Origin of the sequence: Maribacter algae (assembly GCF_047345745.1) — a bacterium.
Taxonomy (GTDB): domain Bacteria; phylum Bacteroidota; class Bacteroidia; order Flavobacteriales; family Flavobacteriaceae; genus Maribacter.
This window is the reverse complement of the sequence record NZ_JBLFES010000003.1, coordinates 340,849-365,716: the sequence shown is the minus strand read 5'-3', so window position 1 is coordinate 365,716 and position 24,868 is coordinate 340,849. Positions and strand designations below refer to the sequence as shown.

The 24,868-nt window shown below is 38.0% G+C and carries 26 protein-coding genes; 15 read left to right on the top strand and 11 right to left on the bottom strand.

Going from position 1 to position 24,868, the window contains the following annotated elements; genetic code table 11:
- Positions 1-28: 28 nt before the first annotated feature.
- Positions 29-553 (bottom strand): RNA polymerase sigma factor, encoded by a 525-nt coding sequence (locus ACKWBX_RS13200; RefSeq protein WP_413969172.1) that lies wholly within the window; start codon positions 551-553, stop codon positions 29-31.
- Between the two features lie 109 nt (positions 554-662).
- Between ACKWBX_RS13200 and ACKWBX_RS13195 the strand changes: the two genes are divergently transcribed.
- On the top strand, positions 663-2,087 hold the full coding sequence (locus ACKWBX_RS13195) for a hypothetical protein (RefSeq protein ID WP_413969171.1): 1,425 nt from the start codon (positions 663-665) through the stop codon (positions 2,085-2,087).
- 41 nt (positions 2,088-2,128) lie between these two features.
- Here ACKWBX_RS13195 and ACKWBX_RS13190 read toward each other — a convergent pair whose 3' ends face one another.
- Positions 2,129-2,410, bottom strand: coding sequence for a hypothetical protein (locus ACKWBX_RS13190; RefSeq protein WP_413969170.1), 282 nt, complete (start codon positions 2,408-2,410; stop codon positions 2,129-2,131).
- A 265-nt stretch (positions 2,411-2,675) separates the two neighbouring features.
- Here ACKWBX_RS13190 and ACKWBX_RS13185 point away from each other — a divergent pair, with 265 nt between their 5' ends.
- A complete protein-coding gene (locus tag ACKWBX_RS13185; protein ID WP_413969169.1) occupies positions 2,676-3,419 on the top strand; it encodes a head GIN domain-containing protein in 744 nt (247 codons plus the stop codon).
- 71 nt (positions 3,420-3,490) lie between these two features.
- Here the strand turns inward: ACKWBX_RS13185 and ACKWBX_RS13180 are convergent, their stop codons facing one another.
- Positions 3,491-5,563 (bottom strand): insulinase family protein, encoded by a 2,073-nt coding sequence (locus ACKWBX_RS13180; protein ID WP_413969168.1) that lies wholly within the window; start codon positions 5,561-5,563, stop codon positions 3,491-3,493.
- Positions 5,564-5,570: 7 nt separating this feature from the next.
- Entirely contained in the window at positions 5,571-6,890 is a 1,320-nt protein-coding gene (locus ACKWBX_RS13175; RefSeq protein ID WP_413969167.1) for a M16 family metallopeptidase, read from the bottom strand.
- Positions 6,891-7,066: 176 nt separating this feature from the next.
- Here ACKWBX_RS13175 and ACKWBX_RS13170 point away from each other — a divergent pair, with 176 nt between their 5' ends.
- The 5 genes from ACKWBX_RS13170 (at position 7,067) to ACKWBX_RS13150 (ending at position 12,642) form a co-directional block, all read left to right on the top strand.
- Entirely contained in the window at positions 7,067-7,516 is a 450-nt protein-coding gene (locus ACKWBX_RS13170) for a DUF4199 domain-containing protein (RefSeq protein WP_413969166.1), read from the top strand.
- Positions 7,517-7,621: 105 nt separating this feature from the next.
- A complete protein-coding gene (gene rplU, locus ACKWBX_RS13165; protein ID WP_413969165.1) occupies positions 7,622-8,308 on the top strand; it encodes a 50S ribosomal protein L21 in 687 nt (228 codons plus the stop codon).
- A gap of 42 nt (positions 8,309-8,350) precedes the next feature.
- Complete coding sequence (gene rpmA, locus ACKWBX_RS13160; protein ID WP_099544685.1) at positions 8,351-8,611, top strand: 50S ribosomal protein L27; 261 nt, start codon at positions 8,351-8,353, stop codon at positions 8,609-8,611.
- Positions 8,612-8,803: 192 nt separating this feature from the next.
- A complete protein-coding gene (locus ACKWBX_RS13155; RefSeq protein WP_413969164.1) occupies positions 8,804-11,608 on the top strand; it encodes a TonB-dependent receptor in 2,805 nt (934 codons plus the stop codon).
- Between the two features lie 14 nt (positions 11,609-11,622).
- Entirely contained in the window at positions 11,623-12,642 is a 1,020-nt protein-coding gene (locus ACKWBX_RS13150) for a phytase (RefSeq protein ID WP_413969163.1), read from the top strand.
- On the opposite strand, the gene ACKWBX_RS13145 is transcribed toward ACKWBX_RS13150, so the two are convergent.
- The 3 genes from ACKWBX_RS13145 to ahcY all read right to left on the bottom strand — a co-directional run bounded on the left by ACKWBX_RS13145 (position 12,634) and on the right by ahcY (position 15,755).
- Positions 12,634-13,155, bottom strand: a complete 522-nt coding sequence (locus ACKWBX_RS13145; protein ID WP_413969162.1) for a 5' nucleotidase, NT5C type — start codon at positions 13,153-13,155, stop codon at positions 12,634-12,636. The genes ACKWBX_RS13150 and ACKWBX_RS13145 overlap by 9 nt on opposite strands.
- 78 nt (positions 13,156-13,233) lie before the next feature.
- Positions 13,234-14,337: an SDR family oxidoreductase gene (locus tag ACKWBX_RS13140; RefSeq protein ID WP_413969161.1), complete on the bottom strand. Its 1,104-nt coding sequence runs from the start codon at positions 14,335-14,337 to the stop codon at positions 13,234-13,236.
- A gap of 101 nt (positions 14,338-14,438) precedes the next feature.
- Positions 14,439-15,755, bottom strand: a complete 1,317-nt coding sequence (gene ahcY / locus ACKWBX_RS13135; RefSeq protein ID WP_413969160.1) for an adenosylhomocysteinase — start codon at positions 15,753-15,755, stop codon at positions 14,439-14,441.
- Between the two features lie 83 nt (positions 15,756-15,838).
- Here ahcY and ACKWBX_RS13130 point away from each other — a divergent pair, with 83 nt between their 5' ends.
- From ACKWBX_RS13130 to ACKWBX_RS13095, 8 genes are all read left to right on the top strand, one after another.
- Positions 15,839-16,483, top strand: a complete 645-nt coding sequence (locus tag ACKWBX_RS13130; RefSeq protein ID WP_413969159.1) for a 4'-phosphopantetheinyl transferase family protein — start codon at positions 15,839-15,841, stop codon at positions 16,481-16,483.
- A gap of 126 nt (positions 16,484-16,609) precedes the next feature.
- The gene (locus ACKWBX_RS13125; protein ID WP_413969158.1) at positions 16,610-16,870 is read left to right on the top strand and encodes a YkoF family thiamine-binding protein; all 261 of its coding nucleotides are present in this window, start codon (positions 16,610-16,612) and stop codon (positions 16,868-16,870) included.
- Entirely contained in the window at positions 16,854-17,492 is a 639-nt protein-coding gene (gene pnuC, locus ACKWBX_RS13120; RefSeq protein ID WP_413969157.1) for a nicotinamide riboside transporter PnuC, read from the top strand. The genes ACKWBX_RS13125 and pnuC overlap by 17 nt, the downstream gene beginning before the upstream one ends.
- On the top strand, positions 17,447-18,007 hold the full coding sequence (locus ACKWBX_RS13115; protein ID WP_413969156.1) for an AAA family ATPase: 561 nt from the start codon (positions 17,447-17,449) through the stop codon (positions 18,005-18,007). Before pnuC ends, ACKWBX_RS13115 begins: the two co-directional genes overlap by 46 nt.
- 2 nt (positions 18,008-18,009) lie before the next feature.
- Entirely contained in the window at positions 18,010-19,545 is a 1,536-nt protein-coding gene (locus tag ACKWBX_RS13110) for a DUF4301 family protein (RefSeq protein ID WP_413969155.1), read from the top strand.
- A 209-nt stretch (positions 19,546-19,754) separates the two neighbouring features.
- Positions 19,755-20,054 (top strand): hypothetical protein, encoded by a 300-nt coding sequence (locus ACKWBX_RS13105; protein WP_413969154.1) that lies wholly within the window; start codon positions 19,755-19,757, stop codon positions 20,052-20,054.
- A 154-nt stretch (positions 20,055-20,208) separates the two neighbouring features.
- Entirely contained in the window at positions 20,209-20,508 is a 300-nt protein-coding gene (locus ACKWBX_RS13100; protein WP_413969153.1) for a hypothetical protein, read from the top strand.
- Between the two features lie 668 nt (positions 20,509-21,176).
- Positions 21,177-21,479, top strand: coding sequence for a hypothetical protein (locus tag ACKWBX_RS13095; protein ID WP_413969152.1), 303 nt, complete (start codon positions 21,177-21,179; stop codon positions 21,477-21,479).
- A gap of 97 nt (positions 21,480-21,576) precedes the next feature.
- On the opposite strand, the gene ACKWBX_RS13090 is transcribed toward ACKWBX_RS13095, so the two are convergent.
- The 4 genes from ACKWBX_RS13090 to ACKWBX_RS13075 all read right to left on the bottom strand — a co-directional run bounded on the left by ACKWBX_RS13090 (position 21,577) and on the right by ACKWBX_RS13075 (position 24,859).
- A complete protein-coding gene (locus tag ACKWBX_RS13090; RefSeq protein ID WP_413969151.1) occupies positions 21,577-21,756 on the bottom strand; it encodes a hypothetical protein in 180 nt (59 codons plus the stop codon).
- Positions 21,757-21,850: 94 nt separating this feature from the next.
- On the bottom strand, positions 21,851-22,420 hold the full coding sequence (locus tag ACKWBX_RS13085; protein WP_413969150.1) for a hypothetical protein: 570 nt from the start codon (positions 22,418-22,420) through the stop codon (positions 21,851-21,853).
- A 110-nt stretch (positions 22,421-22,530) separates the two neighbouring features.
- On the bottom strand, positions 22,531-23,505 hold the full coding sequence (locus tag ACKWBX_RS13080; RefSeq protein ID WP_413969149.1) for a hypothetical protein: 975 nt from the start codon (positions 23,503-23,505) through the stop codon (positions 22,531-22,533).
- Positions 23,506-23,644: 139 nt separating this feature from the next.
- Complete coding sequence (locus tag ACKWBX_RS13075) at positions 23,645-24,859, bottom strand: carboxypeptidase-like regulatory domain-containing protein (protein ID WP_413969148.1); 1,215 nt, start codon at positions 24,857-24,859, stop codon at positions 23,645-23,647.
- Between the last annotated feature and the right edge of the window lie 9 nt (positions 24,860-24,868).

The window sequence follows — 24,868 nt, the reverse complement described above, 5'->3', positions numbered from 1 at the left end:
ATAACAACCAAGTCTTTGATTCTCCTGATTATTTTAACTTAAAATTTTGCAGCTCTCCTTTTAATTTGTCAAAAGCTGAGTAAATACGGTACTCCACAACCTTTTTAGTGACTCCTAATAATTGTGCTATTTCTTCATGTTTTTTGCCTTCGGCCTTATTTAAAAGAAATGCGGTACGTTGTTCCTCGCTTAATTTAGAAAGTGCATTTTGGTACTTTTTATAGTATTCCTCTTTTTCTAAAAGAAACTCTGGGTTTTCATTCGTATAGGTTTTTACAGGAGTGCTATTGTAGTTCAAAACCACCTTTTGATGTTTGACCTCGTTCAACATCATATTGTTGGCTACCGTAAATAAATAAGATCTTGCTTTTTCTGGCGACACCTTTTTACAGTTTTCCCATAATTTGGCGAATGCATCCTGTGCTTTGTCCCCTGGGTTTAGCTTATCGCCATATTTGTAATAGAGAAAATCATGCAGGTTTTGGGCATGTTTGTTATAAATGTTCCCAAAAACACTTTCTTGGCAAACATCCTCGAATAAATCTTTTTTCAAAAAACTGGTTTTATTCAAAAGTATGAAATCTTTATTTTTTTGAAATTTTTCAGGAGTTTTATTCGTTTAGTTGTTTTAGTAGTGAAGAAACAAAATTAAATTAAGCCCAATGAAGCTAATTCTAAAATTTTCGAACCTCTTATTAGTGGTCTTATTCCTGTGCAACATATCGTGTAGGGAAGAAGAATTTGTTTTTGAAGGTGCTAGACCGGAAGAATCTTTGAGTTTGGATACCAATATAGCCAACCTTTTGTTAAGAACTACTACAAAAGATGGTTCCTTTGATAATATTGTGGATGGTGCCAGTTGTATTTCTATTCAATTCCCATATACCGTTTCTATAAATGGAGATGAAGTTGTGGTTGATGAAGTTGGTGATTTCGAAACCATAGAGAATCTCTTGGAGAACGATGATGGTGATGACACTGCCGAAAAAGTTTTGGAAATAAATTTTCCAGTTACGATTGTACTTTCCGACTTCACCAAAGTAATTGTAAACACCCCGGATGAGTTATCATCCTTTATAGCTACTTGTTCAATGGTAGATGAAGATATTGAGTGTGTTGATTTCATTTACCCAATATCTTTTTCGGTCTTTAACCGAGACAGTGAGGTTTTTGATATTGTGAGTAAGACCGATGATGAAATGTTATATGTATTTTTAGCCGATTTAAATGAACGTGATGTTGTTACTATAGAATTTCCCGTAACCTTACTTTTAAGTGATGCTACCCAAATAGAAGTAACGGATATCATTATGCTGGAGGAAACTATAGAAAGTGTAAAAGACAACTGTGATGAGGATGATAACAATGATTTTGATGATGACGATTGTGAAGAATGCAGTCTAGACCTATTATCGCAAACGTGGTTGTTATGTACTGCATGGGAGGCCCATAAATTAGAAATAGATGATGAAAAGTTAGATGACGCCTACGAAGATTTCCTATTCAATTTTCAAGAAGACGGTACGGTATTGGCAATTTCCACGACGAATATGTATATCGGTACTTGGATAAGCTCTGATACGGATACTAGCATTACATTAGAACTGAACATCCCCGGATTTATTGAGTTCAATTCTGTATGGAATCTTGAAGAAATTAAAGAAACCGGTAGGGGTACCGACGTTAGACTAAATACAGGAGACGATAAATTACACTTTAGAGAAACCTGTGAGGAAGGTAGTACTGGCAATAATATCGGCTTAGATTCAAACATAATTTTGACCGATGGAACATGGGAAGTGAATACTTTTTTAGATGCCGATGTAGATAAGACCACAGATTTTAATGGATACTCCTTCAACTTTGATACGGATGGTACGGTAATCGCCGACAACGGAACCATATTTAATGGCACTTGGTTGATTCAGACAGGAAATACCAGATTACTATTGGATTTTGGTACCGGCGCACCATTGGAATTATTGAACGTTAACTGGAAGATAGATGCTGTTTCCGAATCACGTGTAGAAGTCCGTGAGGTAGGAGAAGGGAATGCAACGGACACTTTGATTCTGACCAAACGATAATATTTTAATAGTGCTGACCAAGTTTTTTGGTCAGCACTTTTTTAGGTTAAAAAAGAATATTGAAGCCCTGTGGTCAACGTTTCTTTGTTTTTTAATTGAATTCCGTTGAGGTCTTGATAAATGGGAGCGGCTAGTTCAAATCCAAAACGTAGGTTTTTCAATGCCCGGTTTGGGGCATACAAATTAAACCCAATACCTATATTTAAATAAGTTCCTCCAGAATTATCGGTGTCCGCCGTAATGACCATCGCCGGATTAAGATTGGGGTCAACACCATTGATTGCTCCTACGGTCAATCCTTCCAATCTAACTGAAAAGCTCAACCAGTCCGTTAAGGAACACCTTCAAAACTGGAAGTTTTGGTCGTGAACATTTACTAGTCGCTGTTCTTACTTGGATTTGGGATGGGGAAACCATTAATGTATTTCAAATTTTAGGGGGCTGCATCATCCTTCTAGGCGTATGGACGGTCAACAAAAAACGCCAGCCTTAACCCTAATTTTTTCGGTTTACTGTAACAAAGAAGAGTAACCTTACTCTTTAGTTAAAAGTAAAAATCAATTCATCGAATAAAAAAAACGAACAGTCATGAAAAAATCAACCTTAACATTCGCAGCCTTATTTTTTGTAACCCTAAGTGCGTTAGCGCAGACCAAAACCGTTGCAGTAGCTGCTTTTGAAAAAGTTATTGTAAGCCCGCATATTGAAGTAGTATTGATAGAAGGTACCGAAGAATCCGTTACCATAGAAAACGCGAAACTTTCTTTGGACAAAATAAATGTTGAGGTAGAGGGCAGAACCTTACGTTTGTATTTGGACGGAGCAAAGACCGTTACCAAATCGGAGCGCGTATCTACGGACCAATGGAAAGGAAAAAAATCAACATACGATGGTACTATGGCCAGAGCGACAATTACCTATAAAACCTTGAAAAATCTTTCCATTAGGGGGGAAGAAATCGTGAAATGTAAAAGTGCCCTTGATCAGGATGAACTAAAACTGACCATTTACGGAGAATCAAAAGTATATTTTGAATCGCTGAACCTGGAGGAACTTACCGTTGCCATTTATGGTGAAAGCTATCTTGAAATTACAGAAGGGGATGTACGCAGACAGGTCTATAGGGCTTACGGTGAAAGTGAAGTGAACACAACGGCCATGGATAATGAGGAGACCAAGATAACGGCTTATGGGGAAAGTAATTTTAGGGTGAACGTTTCCGATAGATTAAAAGTGACCTGCTACGGAGAAACCAAGATAAATTATTCGGGCGACGCCGATGTTGATAAAGGAATTGTCATCGGAGAAGCGCAGATCAGAAAAATAGGGTAGTGTTTACGACCGTGTTTGAATGAAAAAACCCGCTCCTTGGAGCGGGTTTTTTAATAAGATTCTTTAGTCTACTATTCAAAATCCGTTGGAGATACTCCATCGTTCACCTTTATTTCGGTTACGATAAAATCTATATTCTGAGGCCCCATACTTTGTGTAATCTTAAAAGGGAACATAATGCCGGAAACTTCTTTGTAATCACCCAATAAAAGGGTTTGTTTCATTTGTTGTCCCTGAACTTCCGCCGAGGTAACTTCCTGTAACTTTAAACCGGTCTCCGCATCATAATAAGCTGTTTTATTATCGGTAATTTTTAGCTTATAGGCTTTACTGTCTCCCACCATTTCTGTTCCTTCCAAAGCAATATTACCTGCCGCTAAATAGTTAAGCTCAGGAAAAGGAGCTGACTCCTCCTTTACCTTAAGGATTTCGTCTTCGGAGAGGTCTTTGCGCTGTCCTTGCACAACGGCATAACCCTTGTTTCCGTCCAATACTTGTTTGCTCATGGAATTCCCCATCATTTTCACATCTCGCATGAATTGGTCTTTGGATGTCTTTTTCATTTCAAGTTCCAATTTCATGCCTTGCATTTCTGCAGCGGCCATCATAAAATAGGATTCCACGCTTTCCAATTTTGACTTGCCTCCAATAGCCTCAATATACTTCTCTAAAACGGTATTGGCCGTTAAACCCTCTGGCATGGTTATATTGTAGTTGGGTTTTTCGGTTTTTTCGCCTGTTTTATCATAGTACATGACCGGGATTTTTTTTTCGTTTACGGAAACTTTTTCCAAGTTATCCAGAACTTCGCTTCCTTTTCCCGCAACGACCACTCTGGCATTACTGGTGCTAAAATATTTTTGCGAAGCCTTTTGTACATCGTTTACCGTAATATTCTCCAAACGTTCCAAATAGGTTTTGTAGAAATCATTGGGCAAGCCTTCCGTTTCAATATTCAGGGCATATCTTGCTATGGTCTGTGGGTCTTCCAAAGCTCTTACAAACCTGCCTGCATACTTGGCTTTTGTATTGGCGAGCTCTTTTTCGGTAACAGGTTGATTCACGATTCTATCTATCTCTTTTAACATTTCCACTACGGAACTATCGGTTACCATGTTACGTACACTTGCCGTAGCGCGAAACCTGGAGACTTCATATTTGTCATCACCCAAAGAAGAATAGGAACCATAGGTATAACCTTTATCCTCCCTTAAGTTTAAGAAGAGCCTTCCTTCTCCACCACCACCAAGAATTTGGTTGGCTATCAGCGCAGGCAGGTAATCCTCGTTCTTCATCTTCAGTTCTACCAAATTTTGCACTGCTATTTCTGACTGTACCGCGTTGGGCATATCCACAAAATTGATTTGCGTGTATTGCGCATCGCTAGGTTTTGTAAAACTAAGTGAAGGGGGTACGGCCTTGGTCCACGGGGTAAAATTCTCTTCCGCCAATTTTTTTACCTCATCAAAGCTCACATCACCAATAATGACCAAATAGGCATTTGCAGGCACAAAATAATCGCGATAAAAAGCTTCTACATCCGTTAGCAAAACGTTTTTAACCGTCTCTTCTGAAGTGTATTCCCCATAAGGATGATTCTTGCCATAGGCCAATACGCGTTGTACCCTTCCTGCAATGACGGAAACATCTTTCTCCTGTGTTTTTAGCCCGGTTATTAGTCTTTCCTTTTCTTTTTCAAATTCTTCCTGAGTGAAGTTTGGATTGATGGCGGCATCTGCCATGAGCTCCATTATTCTAGGGAAATATTTTGACAACGAACTGGCGGATGCACTCTGTGCTCCAAAATTTATCGAAGCACCCAGAAAATCTATTTCCTCATTAAAATCGTCCTTACTGATATTTTTGGAACCAAGTCCCAGCAAACTTCCGGTAAGGCTTGAAACACCTGCTTTTTCTCCTTCTAGGATAGGAGGATTATCAATGGTCAGGCTTATGGAAACCCTTGGTAATTTATGGTTTTCTACCACCATGACCTTAAGACCATTGTTCAGCTCAAAACTTTTAGGTTCCTCTAGGGAAATTTCCGGTGCCGGACCCGGTTCTGGCATAACGGAACGGTCTATTTGAGCCGCCATGTTTTGGACACTCGCAATCAATACGAATAATAATAATATTTTTTTCATCATCTTTCTAGTTTGCAGGTTTTTCTTCAGGTAAATAATCTATCACGACCCTTTGGTTAGGGTTGAGGTATTTATTGGCAACTTCCTTGATCTCTTCCCTGGTAATGGAACGGTAAATCTCTATCTCTTTATTGATCAGTGAAGTATCGCCGAATAACAAATAATTTGTTGCCAAAGAACTTGCAATGCCCTCTACGCTGGAATTGGAGTTAACGAACCTGTTTTCAAACTTGTTCTGTAACTTTTTATAATCGTTTTCCGATATTAGAGTGGTTCTCGCTTTTTCTATTTCTTGCTCTATGGAAGTGTTCAGTTGATCTAAAGTAATTTGACCCACGGGCAGGGCGAAGACCAAATACATACTATAATCTTCCTGACCCAAATTGATGGATCCTACCTGTAACGCTTCTTTTTGCTCGTCCACCATCTTTTTGTACAGCTTGGAACTTGGTCCGTCACTTAGATAGGTAGCGATCATATCCAGCACGTAGGCATCCCTATTTTTAAAACCGGGAGTTCTATATCCTATTATGGTAGCAGGTATCTGGATATTGGCATCATATGTTTTTGCGTTGATTTGGCTGGTGATGGGTTTTTCTTGCGGATAGTTGCGAACAATATCCGCCCCTCTGGGAATAGGGCCAAAATAATCGGAGATCCACTTTTTTGCTTGATCTGTATCAATATCCCCGGTGACGACTAAAGTGGCATTATTGGGCACGTAATATTTTTTCTTATACGCAATGAATTCATCTAAAGAAGAGGCGTCCAAATCCTTCATGTAGCCAATGTTCGGATCTTTATAAGGATGGTTTTCGAATAAATTCTCGGAAACGGCAAAAAGAAATTTTCCATAGGGAGAATTCTCATAGCGTAATCTTCTTTCTTCTTTTACTACCTCGTTTTGAGTGTCCACACCCCCTTGTTCAATGACCGGGTGCAACATACGTTCCGATTCCATCCAAAGCCCTAATTTTAAGTTGTTGGAAGGGAATACTTCATAATAATAGGTTCTATCATTAGAAGTATTGGCATTATTGGTTCCCCCATTGGAGGATACGATTTCAAACCATTTTCCTTTTTCGATATTTTTTGTCCCCTCGAACAACAAATGTTCAAAGAAATGGGCAAACCCTGTTTTACCATCCACGCGGTCTTTCCCCCCAACATGGTACATAACAGCGGTCGTTACCACGGGAGCGGTATTATCTTGGTGTAAAATAACATGCAGGCCATTGTCCAGGTCATACTCTTCATAGGCCACTTCTTGAGCGCCGGCACCAACGGCAAAAAGAACGGAGAGGCCCAATAGTAATTTGTATTTCATTTGTATAGTGTTTAGAATTAAATGCATTTCTGTTCATTGGTGTCCAAAGACAACAATTTGTTACGACAAAATATCATTAAGTTGTCGAAATATTTCTGAATAAAAGGTTTTTTAACAAGAAATTATAGGATTTACGTTTAATAATTTTTAAATTTTAGTAAACAAGATATTTAATCATGAACAGATTTGCACTACCCATACGTTTCGGGATGGCCACAAGTGGATCCCTGATTGCATATTTTTTAGTATTATCGCTCTTGGGTTTACATACCAATGTTTTTTACAGTCTTTTTAATGCTTTCATAACGGGCTTTGGTATTTATGAGGCCATTAAATTTTTCAAACTCCAGCAAAAGGAAAAATTTAATTACAGTTCCGGTTTTAAAACAGGTTTAGTTACAGGGGGTATGGCTACTTTGGCGTTCACCCTATTTTTTGCTTTGTACTCCACGGAACTCGACCCAGGTTTTTTAGAGGAACTATCTACAAAATGGGCCAAAGAATATGAGAGTTTTGAGGCTATCGTATTCCTTGTCGTAGCCGTTATGGGGTTCTCAACGACCATAGTTTTGACCTTGTCTTTCATGCAGTTGTTCAAGTCCTCCAATAATTTGGGCAAAAAGTGAGATTAAATTGTATTAAAAACACTTGTGGATTAAGCAATAAGCAGTATATTTGCACCCGCCTTTGGAAAAAATCCACGAGGTTTTAACAATACATTTTTTAACGATATGTACGCAATTGTAGAGATGGCAGGGCAGCAATTTAAAGTTGCGAAAGACCAGAAAGTGTACGTTCACCGTTTACAAACAGAGGAAGGTAAAAAGGTAACTTTTGACAATGTTCTTCTTTTGGACGATGGTAAGAACGTTACTATCGGCGCCCCAGCTATAGACGGAGCCGCAGTAGAGGCCAAAGTCATTAAACACCTAAGAGGTGATAAGGTAATCGTCTTCCATAAAAAGAGACGTAAAGGTTACAGAAAGAAAAATGGACATAGACAATCCCTTACGGAAATCGTAATCGAGTCTATTGTAGCAAAAGGTGCCAAGAAAGCGGCTCCGGCTAAGAAACAAGCTGAACCGACGGCGAAAAAAGCTGCTCCAAAAAAGGAAACAGCACCCAAAGCGGAAGCCCCAAAAACAAAAGCAGCTCCAAAGGCAAAAGCGACTAAAGCTGATGACCTTAAAAAAATTGAAGGCATTGGACCAAAAATTGCTTCCACTTTGGTTGAGGCAGGTATTGCTACTTTTGCTGATTTGGCAAAAGCAAAACCAGCTAAAATTTCTGAAATCATTGCAGATGTTCGTGGCAACCACGTAACGGATACTTGGCCGGCACAAGCTAAATTAGCTGCCGATGGTAAGTGGGACGAGTTAAAGAAATGGCAAGATGAATTAGATGGCGGTAAAGCATAATTGCTTTTATCGTTATTAAGTATAATATAAAACCGTAAAAAAATGGCACATAAAAAAGGTGTAGGTAGTTCAAAGAACGGTAGGGAATCAGAATCGAAACGCTTAGGGGTTAAGATTTTTGGTGGCCAAGCTGCTATTGCCGGTAACATTATTGTTAGACAGCGCGGAACAAAACACAATCCAGGCGAAAATGTATATGCCGGTAAAGACCATACATTGCATGCACGCGTAGATGGATTAGTTAAGTTTGAAAAGAAAGCGGGAGGTAAATCCTATGTTTCCATAGAGCCTTTTGAGGCTTAGAAATTTCTTTTCTTGCATAAGACATTGAAACCCTCACTTTTATAATGTGAGGGTTTTTTGTTACATAATTGTTAAGTCAATTTTAAATGGACTCCAAATCAATATAAAAATTACTTAAGCTTAAAAGTTAGCTAACCCGCTCTTCCGAACATATCCAATTTCTTTGTGGTCATAACAACAACCACTCAGAAAATGAAAAATTACTTTTTATTTGCCCTTTTTGTATTGCCCTTATTTTTAAAAGCACAATCAGGAAACGTACAAGGAACTATTGTTGACGAAAATGGCTTGGCCGTTCCTTTTGCCACTGTATTGGTAACCTCATTGAACAAGGGAGGGATATCAGATGTAGATGGCAAGTACCTTCTTCTTGATCTTCCCGCAGGGAAACACAATTTACAGATCCAATATCTAGGATATTCCAATATAGAAGTTGAAATCGAGATTATTGCGAATACCACTATTACGTCCAATATCAGTATGTTGCAAAAAAATATGGAATTGGATGAAGTACAAGTATATGGCCTTTCCGGTCAATCAAAAGCCTTAAATACCCAAAAGAACAAACAGAACATTACCAATATCATATCAACGGATCAGATCGGAAAATTTCCGGATGCCAATGTGGGCGATGCCATTAAACGTGTTCCCGGAATAACAATGCAAGTAGATCAAGGTGAGGCCAGAAACGTCATTGTTAGAGGGCTAGCGCCAGAACTGAATTCGGTTACCCTGAACGGGAGCCGAATTCCATCTGCCGAAGGCGATAATAGAAATGTGCAGATGGATTTGATTCCGTCCGATATGATACAGACTATTGAAGTGAACAAAGCGGTAACTCCTGATATGGATGGTGATGCGTTAGGAGGTTCCGTGAATTTGATTACCCGTTCCTCACCGCAAAGCTTTAGATTGTCCGCCACCGTCGGTTCCGGTTTAAGCTTTATCAATGACAAACCTATCTATAACGGAAGCTTTTTATTGGGAGATCGTTCCAAGAACAAAAAGTTTGGTTGGATGGTTGCCGCATCATATAACAATGTGGATTTTGGTTCTGATAATGTAGAGGCAGAATGGGTGAACGAAGTGGAAAGCCCCATTACGGGAGAAGATATAACCGTAGCTCCCATTGTGGAAGAATCGGATATACGAACCTATTTGGTACAGCGTATCAGAAGAAGTTTTTCCGCTAACATGGACTATGCTTTTGATACAAATAATTCAATATTTATTAAAACGATGTATAATTGGCGCGATGACCGTGAAAATAGATTTCGTTTGCGTTATAGAAGCATTGAACCTGTTTTTGAGGACGGAAGCCATAACATCATCGGTTACCAAGGTGAAATAAGGAGGCAGACGAAAGGCGGTATTCCCGGAGGTAGAATCCAGAACACACGTTTGGAAGATCAGCGTATGCAAAACTACAGCTTAGGCGGGAATCATCTGTTTGGAACGTTGAAGGTAGATTGGATGGCCTCATATGCCTTGGCCAGTGAGGAAAGACCCAACGAGCGTTATGCGGAATATGAGATAGGCGATGCTATTGGGATTACCGCGGACCTAAGTAATCCGCGCTATCCTTCGTTTAGACCCACAAACCAAGCGGATGCTGCCTTGTCAAATTTTGAGTTTAGGGAATTCACGGAAGAGAATCAGTTTACGGAAGAAAAAGATATCAACGCCTTTTTGAATTTTCAATTGCCCGCGGATATTTTCGGAGCAGGGGATGGTTTTATCAAATTTGGAGGTCGATATAGAACAAAAAATAAAGTTCGCGACAATAACTTCTTTGAATCGGAACCCTTGAGCGACCAATTTGCGACCTTGGCAGATGTGGATACCAGTGATTTGACCAATGCTGATTTTCTAGCCGGTAGCCAATATGTGGCAGGAGATTATGTGTCGCCGGAATTTTTGGGGGATTTAAATTTTTCGGATACGGCGATTTTTGAGACCAGTGCTGTAGAAGATGAATTTTTGGCCGGTAATTTTGATGTAGATGAAGAGGTCATTGCTGGATATCTAATGGCCAACCAACAGCTTTCGGACAAGTTTTCTATACTGGCGGGAATACGGGTAGAAAACACAGAAATAAACTCTTTGGGCAATGAAGTAATCTTTAACGACGAAGGAGATTTTGATGGGGTAAACCAAATTAGGGATGAGAGTTCCTATACCAATATTTTGCCAGGGCTTCATTTAAAATATAATATCACTGACCGCACTATTCTACGTTTTGCATGGACCAATACCATAGTGCGTCCCAATTATGTGGATTTGGTTCCCTTTAGGAATATCATCAATGAAGATGAAGAAATTGTAGCGGGAAATGCTAATTTGGACCCCACCCGTTCCATGAACTTTGATGTAATGGCAGAGCATTATTTTGAGTCGGTTGGAATTTTATCGGGAGGATTGTTCCACAAGGAAATACAGGATTTTATCTATACCTCGCTTTCGGAAGACACCGCTACAGGATTTGATGTCTTTCAGCCACTGAACGGGGATACCGCAACTATTTTTGGGGCAGAAATAGCCTTTCAGCGACAACTGGATTTTTTGCCCGGTTTTGCTAAAAATTTCAATGTTTATCTGAACTATACGTTTTTAAATTCCTCAACGGACGGTATCCGGAACGGTGATGAAATTCGTGAAGATGTAGATTTGCCCGGCACGGCCCCGAATATGTTCAATAGTTCTTTGGCATATACGGATAAGCGGTTTAACCTTCGCCTATCGCTTAACTTTTCGGATGCCTATATCGATGAGCTTGGTGGAAACGCGTTTGAGGACAGGTTTTATGACAAACAGACCTTTTTGGATTTAAATGCCTCGTATACCATTAGCAAAAATCTCAGAGTTTATGCAGATCTAAACAACATTACGAACCAACCGTTACGTTATTATCAAGGTGATGTAAGACGTACGCAACAGGTAGAATTCTATGAAAAAAGGCTCACCTTTGGATTAAAGTATGACTTGTCCGGTAAATAAAAGTGAATAACTATATGAACATAAAAAAAGTATGGGTTTTGATAGGAGGTATGGCACCGTTTTTTTCATCTTGCGGAAATAAGTTGCCTCCTATTGCGCCAGATGTTATCACGGAGTTTACGTTGAACGATACAGATGACCCTGCAATTTGGGTGAATCCGGAAGATGCTTCAAAGAGTATTGTTTTTGGCACTGACAAAGAAACGAACGGTGCTATTTATGCTTTTGATTTAGATGGAAAAATTATTGAAGAAAAGACCATTAGAAATATAAAAAGACCGAATAATGTAGATGTGGAATATGGGTTTCGACTAAATGATTCCACACAAACGGATATTTTGGTCTTTACGGAGCGGGAGCAACATCAAATAAGGGTTTTTTCCATACCGGATATAAAACCTTTGGATGTGGAAGGATTTCCGGTTTTTGAGGACGAAGAGCTCATTGAAAACAGATTGCCTATGGGCTTAGCATTGTACAAATCGCCCAAAGACGATGCTGTTTACGCTATAGTAGGCAGAAAAACGGGTCCTTCTGAAGGATATTTGTATCAATATGCATTATTAAGCGATAGTACCGGTGTAAGCACGAGCTTAGTTCGAAAATTTGGCTCTTTCAGTGGCACAAAAGAAATTGAAGCCATTGCGGTGGACGATGAAAACGGACACATTTATTATGCCGATGAAGGTGTCTGCATAAAAAAATACCATGCAGAACCGAATATGGGGAATGAAGAAATTTCTTGTTTTGGTGGAGAATATTTTTTGAGGGATATAGAGGGTATCGCCATTGCAAATTATGCCAATGGAGAGGGTTATATCATAGTGTCCGATCAACAGCAGGGAGCGTTCAATATTTTTTCCCGAAAAGACAATTCTTTTATCAAGGCAGTGAATTTATCCACAAAGGAGACAGATGGTTGTGAGGTAGCGACCGTTCCCTTGAACGATACTTTTCCAAACGGATTGTTCGCTGCGATGAACGACGAAAAGAATTTTTATTTTTACGATTTGGCGAAGTTGGGATTAAAGTAATTTCTCCCCGATTTCCAACCAAGAATTGGCTCTTTCAAAACCTTTTGTGTTTACATTGTGTGGAGAGGTAAACTGAATTCCTCTACCTTCAAAATGTTGAAGATTATAACTGCGGTCATCGATTAAAATATCTCCTTTCAAGACATGCTTATGCCCACATAAGATTCTATTTTGCCACGGAATAAAAGGAAAATATTCATCTAGCCAATCGCTTTTTTCTTCCAAGGAATTTGGGAATTGCATCGCTGCGGAAGCGATATAAACCTCATATTTTTTAGAAAGTTTTTGCAGCACTTTTTGACTGTTGGGAATTACCTTTAAATCTTTAAAGAAACCCCTGCGGGTGGCATGTTTTCGTACGCTTTCCTGATGAGCTTCGGGCACCATTTTCCAGACCTCGTTTCCCATACATGACTCGGAAGTCAGATTGCCGTTGAATTCCTTATTGTAAATTTCGATATGGGCACCATAGGTATCCGCAATAACCTCGTCCATATCCACAAAAATGACCATAGTTTATTTTTTGTGCGAAGTAAATGAAAATAAGTAGGGTATTGAAGGGAATCAAAATTATTAACCAAAAAGTAACGCTTACCACTGCTGATTCTTAAATCCTTGTTTTTTTGCGTATTGGATAGTATTGGCCAGATAATCCTCCAAATTATATTCGGGAATAGGCAAAATTTGCTGTAATAGGGTGGTGTCCCATTCACAAGGTTTGGAGGTAAGGTAGGGTGTGAGATGTATGCCAATGGTATTATAGTAAAACTGCTCTAACTTGGACTCGAACCCAGTGGCGGTATCAATGATATTTTGGGTAAGGCTGAAGTTCTGAAAATCTACCGTATCCAATATTTTTTGAATGCCCTTGGCAATATGTGTGGTCGTATGATGTACAATGTTCAATTGCTCAATATCGGTATCGAACACGTTGGTAATTACTTTTGCCGCGTAATCGGTTGGGATAATATTTAAACCGCTATCGTTATGGGCCGTAATCCGTACACTATCTTTTGAAGAACTGCGATAAAAGAATTTTGCAAAAAGATAAAACACCATGTACTTGGAAATGAAGAAACTGGGGTGATCCATGATATTGCCGCCCAGGACACTTGGACGTAATATTTGTACGGGGATGTTCGCTTCTTTTCCTGCTTCAGTTAAAAATTGTTCGGAAGCGTATTTGGAAGCCTCATAATGGTTTCTGTGTGCCGTATGATTGTCCTTGAGATAATCGTTGGGAAGAATTCCACTTAGATTTCCGGCTGAGAAGGCAGTGCTGATATAGATAAACTTATCAATGTAATATGTGTAAGCTTTAAAAATCGATTTTGTAAAATCTAGATTTTCCTTATAAATTTCGTCTTTTGCTTCCGGTAAAGTAGAAAGATTTACGAAACCGGCCGAATGTATAAAATGAGTAATTCTATTTCCACCTAAAAAACACTCAGGATTTAGAATATCCTTAGCCGGGACCACTACAATTTTATGACGTATTTCTTGAAGGTTGTTTTTAATGAACTTTGGAACATGTTCGCTCTCCAGCATCTTGAAAATACGTTCCTTGGGCATTAATGACTTCTTTTCACGGACAGGAAGGTATAACTTTTCAATACGGGAAAATTTGTCTTCCAATAAAGAAAACAACACCTGAGAACCTAATGTTCCCGTAGCACCTGTGAGTAGAATATTCATTTACAATTATAAAATGTCCGATGGAGCGAAATCAAAACCTGTTTTTAGTTCTCGACTGCGCTCGAACGGACATTGTGTTTTTTAGAGAAGGTAACTAAAATTTAGTATCTATAATAATCCGGTTTAAAAGGACCTTTGACCGTAACACCAATATATTCAGCTTGGTCTTCTTTTAGTTCCGTAAGCTCTGCACCCAAACGGGATAGATGTAATTTCGCTACTTTTTCATCCAAATGTTTTGGCAACATATATACTTTGTTTTCGTATTTGTCACTATGTTTCCAAAGTTCAATTTGTGCCAAGGTCTGGTTCGTAAAGGAGTTGCTCATTACAAAACTTGGGTGCCCCGTGGCACAACCAAGGTTGACCAATCGGCCTTCGGCCAAAATAATAATATCCTTCCCATCAATGGTATATTTATCTACCTGCGGTTTTATTTCGTCTTTGGTATTCCCATGATTGGAATTTAACCAGGCCATATCAATTTCATTATCAAAATGCCCAATATTACACACTATGGCTTTATCTTTTAGAGCTTCAAAATGCTCCCTTCTAATAATATCCTTGTTTCCAGTAGTCGTGATAACGATATCCGCATTTCCGATAACGGTTTCCAATTTTTTCACCTCAAATCCGTCCATACAAGCCTGCAGTGCACAAATGGGGTCAATTTCCGTCACGGTTACAATAGAACCCGCACCTTTAAAGGAAGCAGCGGTACCCTTACCTACGTCACCATAACCTGCAACGACAACTCTTTTACCGGCCAGCATGGTATCCGTTGCCCTCCGAATGGCATCTACCGCACTTTCACGGCAACCGTATTTATTGTCAAATTTGGATTTGGTTACGGAATCGTTCACGTTAATGGCCGGCATGGGCAAGGTTCCTTTCTTGACACGCTCGTATAATCTATGAACACCGGTGGTGGTCTCTTCGGAAAGCCCTTTAATATTTCCGGCCAATTCCGGGTACTTGTCCAAAACCATATTGGTCAAATCCCCGCCGTCATCCAAGATCATGTTCAACGGCTTGCGGTCCTCACCGAAAAATAACGTTTGTTCAATACACCAATCAAACTCCTCTTCGTTCATTCCCTTCCAGGCATAAACGGGGACACCAGCATCGGCAATAGCCGCCGCTGCTTGGTCCTGGGTAGAAAATATATTACAGGAACTCCAAGTTACGTCCGCACCCAAAGCTACCAAGGTTTCAATAAGAACAGCGGTCTGGATGGTCATGTGCAAACATCCCGCAATACGTGCTCCTTTTAAAGGTTGTTCTTCCTCATATTCTTCACGAAGGGCCATTAATCCGGGCATCTCTGCTTCGGCAAGTTCAATTTCCTTTCTTCCCCATGATGCCAGGCTAATATCCTTTACTTTAAAAGGTACATATGGAATAGTTTTGGTGCTCATATCTTTTTTTCTTTTTACTTTCGTTCGTAAGCGCAAGGCTTAATTTTATGCGCTGCAAAGGTACAAATTAAGCAAGGAATCCCATGCCGCTTTACAAAACTATAACAGTTGACGAAAATACTACTTTGGCCATTTGGAAAGTGGAAGAAACAGAGCGCTTTCTAGCCGATGGAATTACCTTAAGTGACCATTGCCAACAGCGTTTTGATGGGATGAAATCCCAAATGCATAGAAGGGCATTTTTGAGCATTCGCCATTTATTGGCGCAATACGGATATGTGGATACGGATTTGTATTATGATGCTGTGGGAAAACCCCATTTAAAGGACGGAAATTTTATTTCCATCACGCACTCCCACCAATTCACGGGGATTATTATCAGTAAGACCGATGCAGTAGGAATAGATATCGAAAAACAACGCGAGAAGATTTTACGCATTGCACATAAATTTACCCCTTTTGAAGAATATAGAACCCTTGCGAATACCGAAGCGATTGTACGAAAATTGACCATTGTATGGGGAGCTAAAGAATCTTTGTACAAAATATACGGGCAACAAGGATTGAGTTTTCTACATCATATCGATGTTGCCGATTTTTCCTTTGCAGACCAAAAAACGACCGCACAAATATTGTACGAGGGTAATATGACCGACTATTCCGTAGATTTTTTAGAATTTGAAGAGTTCACCTGTGTCTATGCGCTTAAAAAAGTAATTAGTAGTTAGTAAACAGTAATAAGCATTAAGTAATCAGTACTCAGAATATGTTTGTAAGTTTATTTGCGATTGAAGCTTTGAAACAATTTTTTACTAACACCTAACACCTAACACCTAACACCTAACACCTAAACAATGAACATTTCCGTAGAACTTACTTTTTCGCCACTTCAGAATAATTTTGAAGAGCATATCATTAATTTCATTAAAAAGCTTAGGGCATCTGGATTGACTATTTTGGAGAATCCATTAAGTACACAGGTTTTTGGAGAGTATGATACCGTTATGGGTGTTTTGAACACCGAAATAAAAACGGCCTTCGAATTAATGGACAAAGGGTTACTTTACATGAAACTGGTAAAATCTGATAGAAGCGAATATGAGCCCCATTTTTGATTTTTTCCTTGACGGTTATCGCAACAAGGAAACCTTCATTATTGTTCTGGAAGCTATCGTGTTCTTTTTTGGTAGTGCCAGCGTATGGTTTGCCAAAAGGGAGAATATTTGGGTGTACCCAACAGGGTTGATTGCCACGGTAATAACAGTCTATCTTTTTTTAAGGGACGGGTTATTGGGAGATATGATGATGAATTTCTATTGGTCCGCAATGAGTATTTACGGTTGGTGGAACTGGTCCCGAAAAAAGAATGATGAAAAAGTGGTCAAGATTACAAGAACTACGACAAGGGAAAAGGGTATTGGCATCGGGCTCTTTATAATGACCATGATTATCAATTATGTAGTATATCAAATCTTTAATGTTGAAATCGAAACCAGTAATTACATAGATATTTTCACTTCGGGTATATTCTTCACCGCCATGTGGTATATGGCATTGAAGAAATTGGAGAATTGGACGCTTTGGATTTTTGCCGATATAATTACGGTACCGCTCTATGCCTACAGGGGTTGGGGTATGCTTTCGCTCCAATATCTTATATTTACGATTCTTGCCGTTCAGGGCTATCTCGCATGGAAAAAAAATATAGACAACAACCTTCGAGCATCTTTAAAGTAGTCCTCTTTGGGCCTGAATCTACGGGGAAAACCACGCTTTCAGAACAGTTGGCGAGACATTACAACACCGTGTGGGTCCCCGAGTATGCCCGGGAATATTTACAGGATAAGTGGAACAATGAACGCAAGACCTGTGAACCCAAAGATTTGTTGCCCATTGCAGAGGGCCAGATGAGGTTGGAGAATAAATTGACCAAAAAAGCTACGGATATTCTCATTTGCGATACGGATTTACTGGAAACTAAAGTATATTCCGAGGCGTATTATATTGGACATTGCGACCCTATTTTGGAAAAATATGCACTGGAAAACAAGTACGATTTATATTTGCTCACGTATATAGATATTCCTTGGGAGGAAGACGATTTAAGGGATAAGCCCAATGAGCGCGAAAGGATGTTTTCCTATTTTAAAAACACCTTGGAAAAATATAATCGCAATTTTATTATATTGACAGGAGATAAAAAAAAGCGACTGCAAGATGCAGTGGAACAAATAGACAAACTATTACAATAAAAATGGATTTAACGGAGAAGGATGTACAACAACTAAGGGAAAAAGGAATACCAAAGGAAAAAGTAGAAGATCAGATACGTACTTTTAAGGAAGGTATCCCTTTTGTCAATTTAAAGAATGCGGCAGTTGTGGGTGATGGTATCTATAAGTTTTCGGAAGAAGAGGAGAAAGAACTGATCAGTTTGTTTGAGAAAAAATCGGATGGTCTGTCCATCTTAAAATTCGTTCCTGCATCCGGGGCAGCTTCCAGAATGTTCAAAGCACTGTTCAATTTTTTGGATGCCTATGATCCGGCAGAAGAATCTTTGGAAGCATATCTAGAAAGAACCAATGATAAGGATATAAAAACCTTTTCCGAGGGGATAGAACGTTTCCCTTTCTACAAAAAAGTAAAAGATCGTTTGGACACGGAATTTACTTCCAAAGGAGCGGAAGTCTATGCTTTTGTAAACGAAATTTTAAGCGAAAATGCGTTGAACTACGGATTTTTCCCCAAAGGACTCTTACCCTTTCATAAGTATGTAGAAGATACGGCGACTCCTTTTGAAGAACACTTAAAGGAAGGTGCGCTGTATGCGAGTGCTAAAAACGAATCCAAACTTCATTTTACCATTTCCGAGCAGCACGAGACCATGTTCAATTTTGAATTGAATGAAGTACGGGAAAAAATAGCCAATGACACCAATACCACTTTTCACGTAGATTATTCCTTTCAGAAACCATCCACTGATACCATTGCGGTAGATATGAACAATAAACCATTTAGAAATACAGATGGTTCCATACTGTTCCGACCTGGTGGACATGGTGCTTTGATCGAGAATCTAAACGAACAGGATGCCGATGTCATTTTTATAAAAAATATCGATAATGTTGCGGTAATGAAAGATGCCGATGCCGTAGCAGAAAGTAAAAAAATACTTGCCGGAGTCCTTTTAAAAGTTCAGGAAAAGGCTTTTTCATATGCCAAACTATTGGATACTGACACCATGGATGCGTCTCGATTAAAGGAAGTAACAATTTTTTTAAAGACGGAATTGAATGTTCGTTTTTCCGATGATTTTGAAAAAGCTTCGATATCTGAAAAAATTGAAACCTTAAAAAAGATGCTCAATAGACCCATTCGTATTTGCGGCATGGTCAAAAATGAGGGAGAGCCTGGCGGCGGTCCGTTTTGGATAACAAACAATAACGGTGAGGTGTCGTTACAGATTATAGAGTCTGCCCAAATTGATATGAATGATAATGATCAAGCGGCCATAGTGCAACATGCGACACATTTTAATCCGGTGGACTTAGTTTGTGGTATCCGAAATTACAAGGGCGAAAAATATGACCTTTTGGACTTCGTGGATCACAAACAAGGATTTATTACTGAAAAAACCAAAGAAGGAAGGGAATTAAAAGCTTTGGAATTACCCGGTCTTTGGAACGGGGCCATGGCTTTTTGGAACACGATATTCGTTGAGGTGCCACTGGTCACCTTCAATCCGGTAAAAACGGTGAACGATTTATTGAAGCCTTCACATCAGGCATAATAAAACTAGATCTTTACAAACAAAAAAAGTGTGTAGCAATTACACACTTTTTTTGTTTCTTATCACTATTACACAAAATCCCTCTTTTTACATATCATTTTTAACTATTTGATTATCAAATTTTTAAATCAATATTTATTGTCTCATAGGGCTCGGCATGGTTTTCTCTTGTACAGTTGTAAATAAGTTTAATTAAAACACTTAATAAGATGAAAAAATTAGTTTTTGCAACAGCTTTGGCAATAGGAAGTTTAACCATGGTAACTGCGGCAGCACCAATTTTCAATACCGCGATTGTAGAAGAAGTAACGGTACAGGACTTTCAGGAGATAGCAACTTCAGACGTACCTGAGGCCGTGACTACGGCGTTGGCAGCGGACCATCCGGATGTTGTATTGAGCAAGGCCTACGTGAACGGTTCAGGAATTTACAAATTAGAAGTGGCCTCGGCCGATGGCAGTACATCAGAACTGTATGCAGATGCCGAAGGCAATTGGGTAGAGCTATAATTGTTCTCTATAGTTTGTTAGTTTAAATGTAAAGACTGCTACGGCAGTCTTTTTTTGTTTTAAAGTTAAATAATCCCAAAAGTGATGTCTCTTAAAATCTAGCCTCGATTTTGGCCCGTACATAAAATAAATATGAATTATTAAAATGAACAGGATGAAAAAATACATAATGATGGCGCTTTTAGCAGTTGGAATGATTTTTAGTGTGGAAGCTATGCATATCTCAAATGAAAAAACAACTTTGGCAAGTGTAACGGATGAGTTTAAAAAAGTATCTTCAAAAGAATTGACTCCCCCCGTGGTGGAAGAAATACTAAAACAATATCCTACTTCCAAACTGGCGGCAGTTTACAAGAATAACAGCGGAGAATTCAAATTGATCATGGTATTAAAGAGCGGCACTAGAAGAACTGTTTATATTGATGTAAACGGCAATTGGCTGAAAAAGAAATAGTTATAAATACTTAAAGAAAAAAACTCCGCATTGCGGAGTTTTTTTGTGCCTAAAAGTGACCTTTTGAGAATAGTGGTGTCTAAACTATTGAAAGGCTTCCAAAAAAGGATTAGAAATAAAACAGGAAGTAAATTAACCCTTAAAAGAAACAGAATGGTCACAATAGCTTTAACATCCATGATTATAGTACTACTGGTCACCGGCTTGTGTACCATAGCACAGATATACTGGAAAGAATAAACAGGATTTAGACGCTTTTATAGGAAACACTAACCATTAACTATAGAGGCGCCGCCAAGAAGAGATGACGTAATGAGCTAAAATTTGTTCCCCCTCAAATTGACATGAACTGGTCTGGATTTTAGGAAGGAAGATAGATTAGGAAGCAGTTTGAAAATTTTAGCGGAAAAGGATTTTTTTGGTCGGTTGTTGAGAGGGAGCTACGAGAGTAGCTCCCTTTTTTGTCTATAATAGCAAGAAAGAACTCTTGTACTGTATAATTTTTACACATTTCTTTGGCTTAAGAACATTTTTACTCAGCTAAAAAAATCATTAAATTCTATAAAAAACTGTATTTCAACAGGTTATAAAAGTTGGACTTTTTGGCATCTTTTTTTCTTTATACTAATCGATTTTAAAAATGAATTTAGAATTTAAAATATAGTAAAATGAAAAAATTATTTGTTTTAGGAGCCTTGGCCATGGGAAGTTTATCGGTAACTGCTCAAGATGTTGCTGCCGTACAAGAAGACGCTACGGAAATAGTAGAGGCAGCCCAGGATTTTACGGAGATTGAAACTTCAGAACTGCCAACTGCGGTAACTGAAGCGGTAGCTAAGAATTACCCCACTTCGACCATTAACAAGGCCTACGTGAACGGAGAGAAACAATATAAGTTGGAAGTATCTTTAGAAGACGGAACTTCTGGTACATTGTACGCTGACGAAAACGGTAATTGGTTGGATATGTAACAAGAGGTAACTTGTTTGTATCAAGTTGGTTTGGTCTGGAAGGGATAGCATTTTGCTATCCCTTTCTGTTTCATTTAATAAGTAAGTTTTTCCAAATTTAATTTCGCTGTCCTTTCTTGGTCTTTATCACAATGACGCCATTGGGACTTTTGTATTTTTCTACTGCTTTCTCACCTTTAAAGATTTCAACTTTTTCAATATCGTCCGGAGATAGTTTTTCGAATTCCATTTTGCTGGATTCTTTTCCATCAATGATTATTTTAGGAGCTTTTTTCACCTGAATTTTTCATTTCGGATTTATTCGGTGCCATCTTCGTTCTGGTTTTGATGAACACTACAACGTTGGGCGCATTATATTTTTTGATGCTATCTTATCCGGGATCTTCGCTTCTATATTCTAATTTAAAAATCAGGTTATCATCATTATAATGAAGTTTTAAATAATCAGATTCTCCTGCTCCAACAACATAAACGATATTCTTTTCTTCATTTTCATAGTCTGGAATTTCAAATCTATCCCAACCTGCTATTTTTTTCTTTAAATCAAAGTCCATGTCATAGGTCTTTGGTGCTTTCTTATCACACGCCCAACCATCTCCGTCATTTTTTACTTGTAGCTTAATAGCCGAATCGATCTTCGTACTTGTTAAATTACCTATCTGCCCATCAGTTGAACCATCACATCTATTGTCCTCGTGATAAACGAGAATCCAATTTTCAACAAAAAATGGACCCAGTTTTTCTCCATGTTTCAGATTTTTAACGAAGTCCAAAACTCTCTGGTCAATTTGAATTTGTACATCCAAAGTTGAATCATTCAAAACCTTGAAATCAATCACTGTATTTTCAATCTGACTTTTATGAATCGTTTTCTTGTTTATAGGACTATGGCATGTAATCAAGCCTAAAAAAGTGTAAATTATTAGTTTTAGTTTGATCATAATCAATATTATTATTGAATAAGTTGAATTTATATAGTTATTGTGGTTTTTCAGTATGACAAATAACGGTATCGGCCTAGGTATTTATGGCTATCGTCCGCAAATTATTCTCAATCATCAGGGAGCAAATCGGAGGTAAATCCGCTATCTTCTCCCCATTCTTTAATTTGTTTCATTTTTTTTATTCCCAAGAATTCACCACTCCAAGGATTAAATAAATATACATTGTACTTATAGGTTATTCTTGAATGGCCTTCATTTTTTATATCTTCAATTTGATCGATCAATTCGGCAATATAGTATCTGAATTGGCCATTATAAAAAGTAGCAGTATTAAATTGCTCCCATTTTAGAAACTCGGAAACATTTTCTTTTTTTAATCCGTGATTCTTTGCAATTGAAATCGCTTTGATTTTATCAATTTTAAACGTTTTCTGTTCTACATCGAGTTTTTCAAAGCCATAGTTGTTGAAACGATCATGGCTCGGAACATAATTACCATTTTCGTCAAGATTAATTCCAATCATGTCACTTTGCCAATCCGAGTCCATTACCCTGACTTGATAACGAAAAACAAACTCGGTCGGTTTTCTTTTCAAGGGCTCTGTCCAACTACCTACATAGCCATCTTTATCGTAAGCGTAACCATCAAAATCAAAGCGCACTTGGTTGTCATAAAAGACTCTGCCATAATTAGAAATTATTAAGCTATCGGCCTTCTTTTTCATATGCTCTAATATTTCGTGATACGGAAATAGTTTTCTATTAACTTCACAAATGGCATTGTCATAATCTCTTGTGAATAATAATTGCTTGTTAAAATTATATTCTTTCCAAACACCAAGCCGTTTACCGCTTTTAGTTACCCAACCTTCTGTATTTAATCTCAAGGTATCTTTTATAAAGTGGACACTATACCAAACAGAGTCTTTGTTTTTATAGCGTTCCTCGTAAATATGATAAACAGCGTTTTTTGTTATTTCGATGTTTGAAGAATCAGTTTCTATTTTCTTTTGGCGGAACTGTCCAAAAGCCGATACTGAAATAACCAAGAGGAAGCTTGATATATGGATTTTTATTCTCATTCAAATATTTGTCAAGGGCTTCTTATATGAAAAGGAGCACTGAAAAAAGGGATAATTTTCGAATAATACAAGAGCTATTTTATAATCTTTGAGCATGAGTTGTTACAGTAGGAGTAAGCTGCCTATTAATTAGTTCAAGTTAATTGGTATGATTTCTCAATTCTGATATAATTTTACTCTCTTTTGCTGTCTGTGTTGGGATGTTATATGAATTCCAGAATGCTGCATTAAATATTTTTGCCTGATTTTCAATACTAGAACCAATATCCATATTGCTATTGAATGGATAATTTTCTAAATCTTGTGTAATAATTTTATTTATAAATAGCTCTTTTTTAGGGTATTTGGTAAAAAGCACTTTATTTGATTCCAATCCTTTAAAAATTCTCCAGTTATCCTCTTCCTTCTGATATTTTAGATACATTTTTCCGTTATACTCTTGATATTCCAAAACCAAGCTATAATATATCTGAAGCGCGCCATTTGAAAACCTTCTTGCCCAAGACCTATTTTTTATGGCTTCTCTTGTGAGTTCAATTCTTACGAATGCAAAAGTTTTCGTATCTATATATAGAGTTGAAGTTTGAAAAGGTTTGTCTACACAGTTTATTTTATAAACCAGTCCATTCCCATACGGTAACACACTTTCTATTTTGTATTTCCATCCGTTTTTTCCTTTTATTGAACCGTAATCAAAACGAATTAAATCGTCTTCAACTAAGTCTATAATTGAATTTTTTCGTTCAGAGTTTTTATTCCAAGGATGTTTTTCTGCTAAGTAACTTGTCTTTACTTCTACTAGATCAACCTTAGGCTCTCTTTTAACTTTATAGCTTTGGTATAAAAGTTTGATAGCGCACTCCAAGTATTCAACATATCTGTCATCTTCTTTTTGAAGGTCTCTTACATAACCTTCCAAAATATAAGGTTGGCTAGGGTAATTATTCTCGATTGCCTCGTATGCTTTTTTAACGATTTCTTTAGCTGTAAGTTCTTTCTTTTTGCTTGCCATTATCGTAACCTCGTCAAGATTAGTAGCTTTTGCCGAAAGAAATATTTTTTGATTTTTAGTAAACGTATTTGCTTTTTTTGAAATCGATGAATAACCGATTATTGAAATTATGACGGTACTTTCTTCTTTTCCTGATGGTATATGAAAAACAAAAAAACCATCTTCATTTGTTGTTGTTCCTATGGATTCCGATTTAATATATACCGAAGCATATGGTATTGGCTCGGAAGTTTCTAAGTCCAAAATCTGACCTGAAATTGAGAACGAATTATTTTGGGAAAAACTCGTAAAAGAAACTAATACTAAAATAATTGTAGTGTAGGAATTTAAAAATCTAAACATAATGGTTAG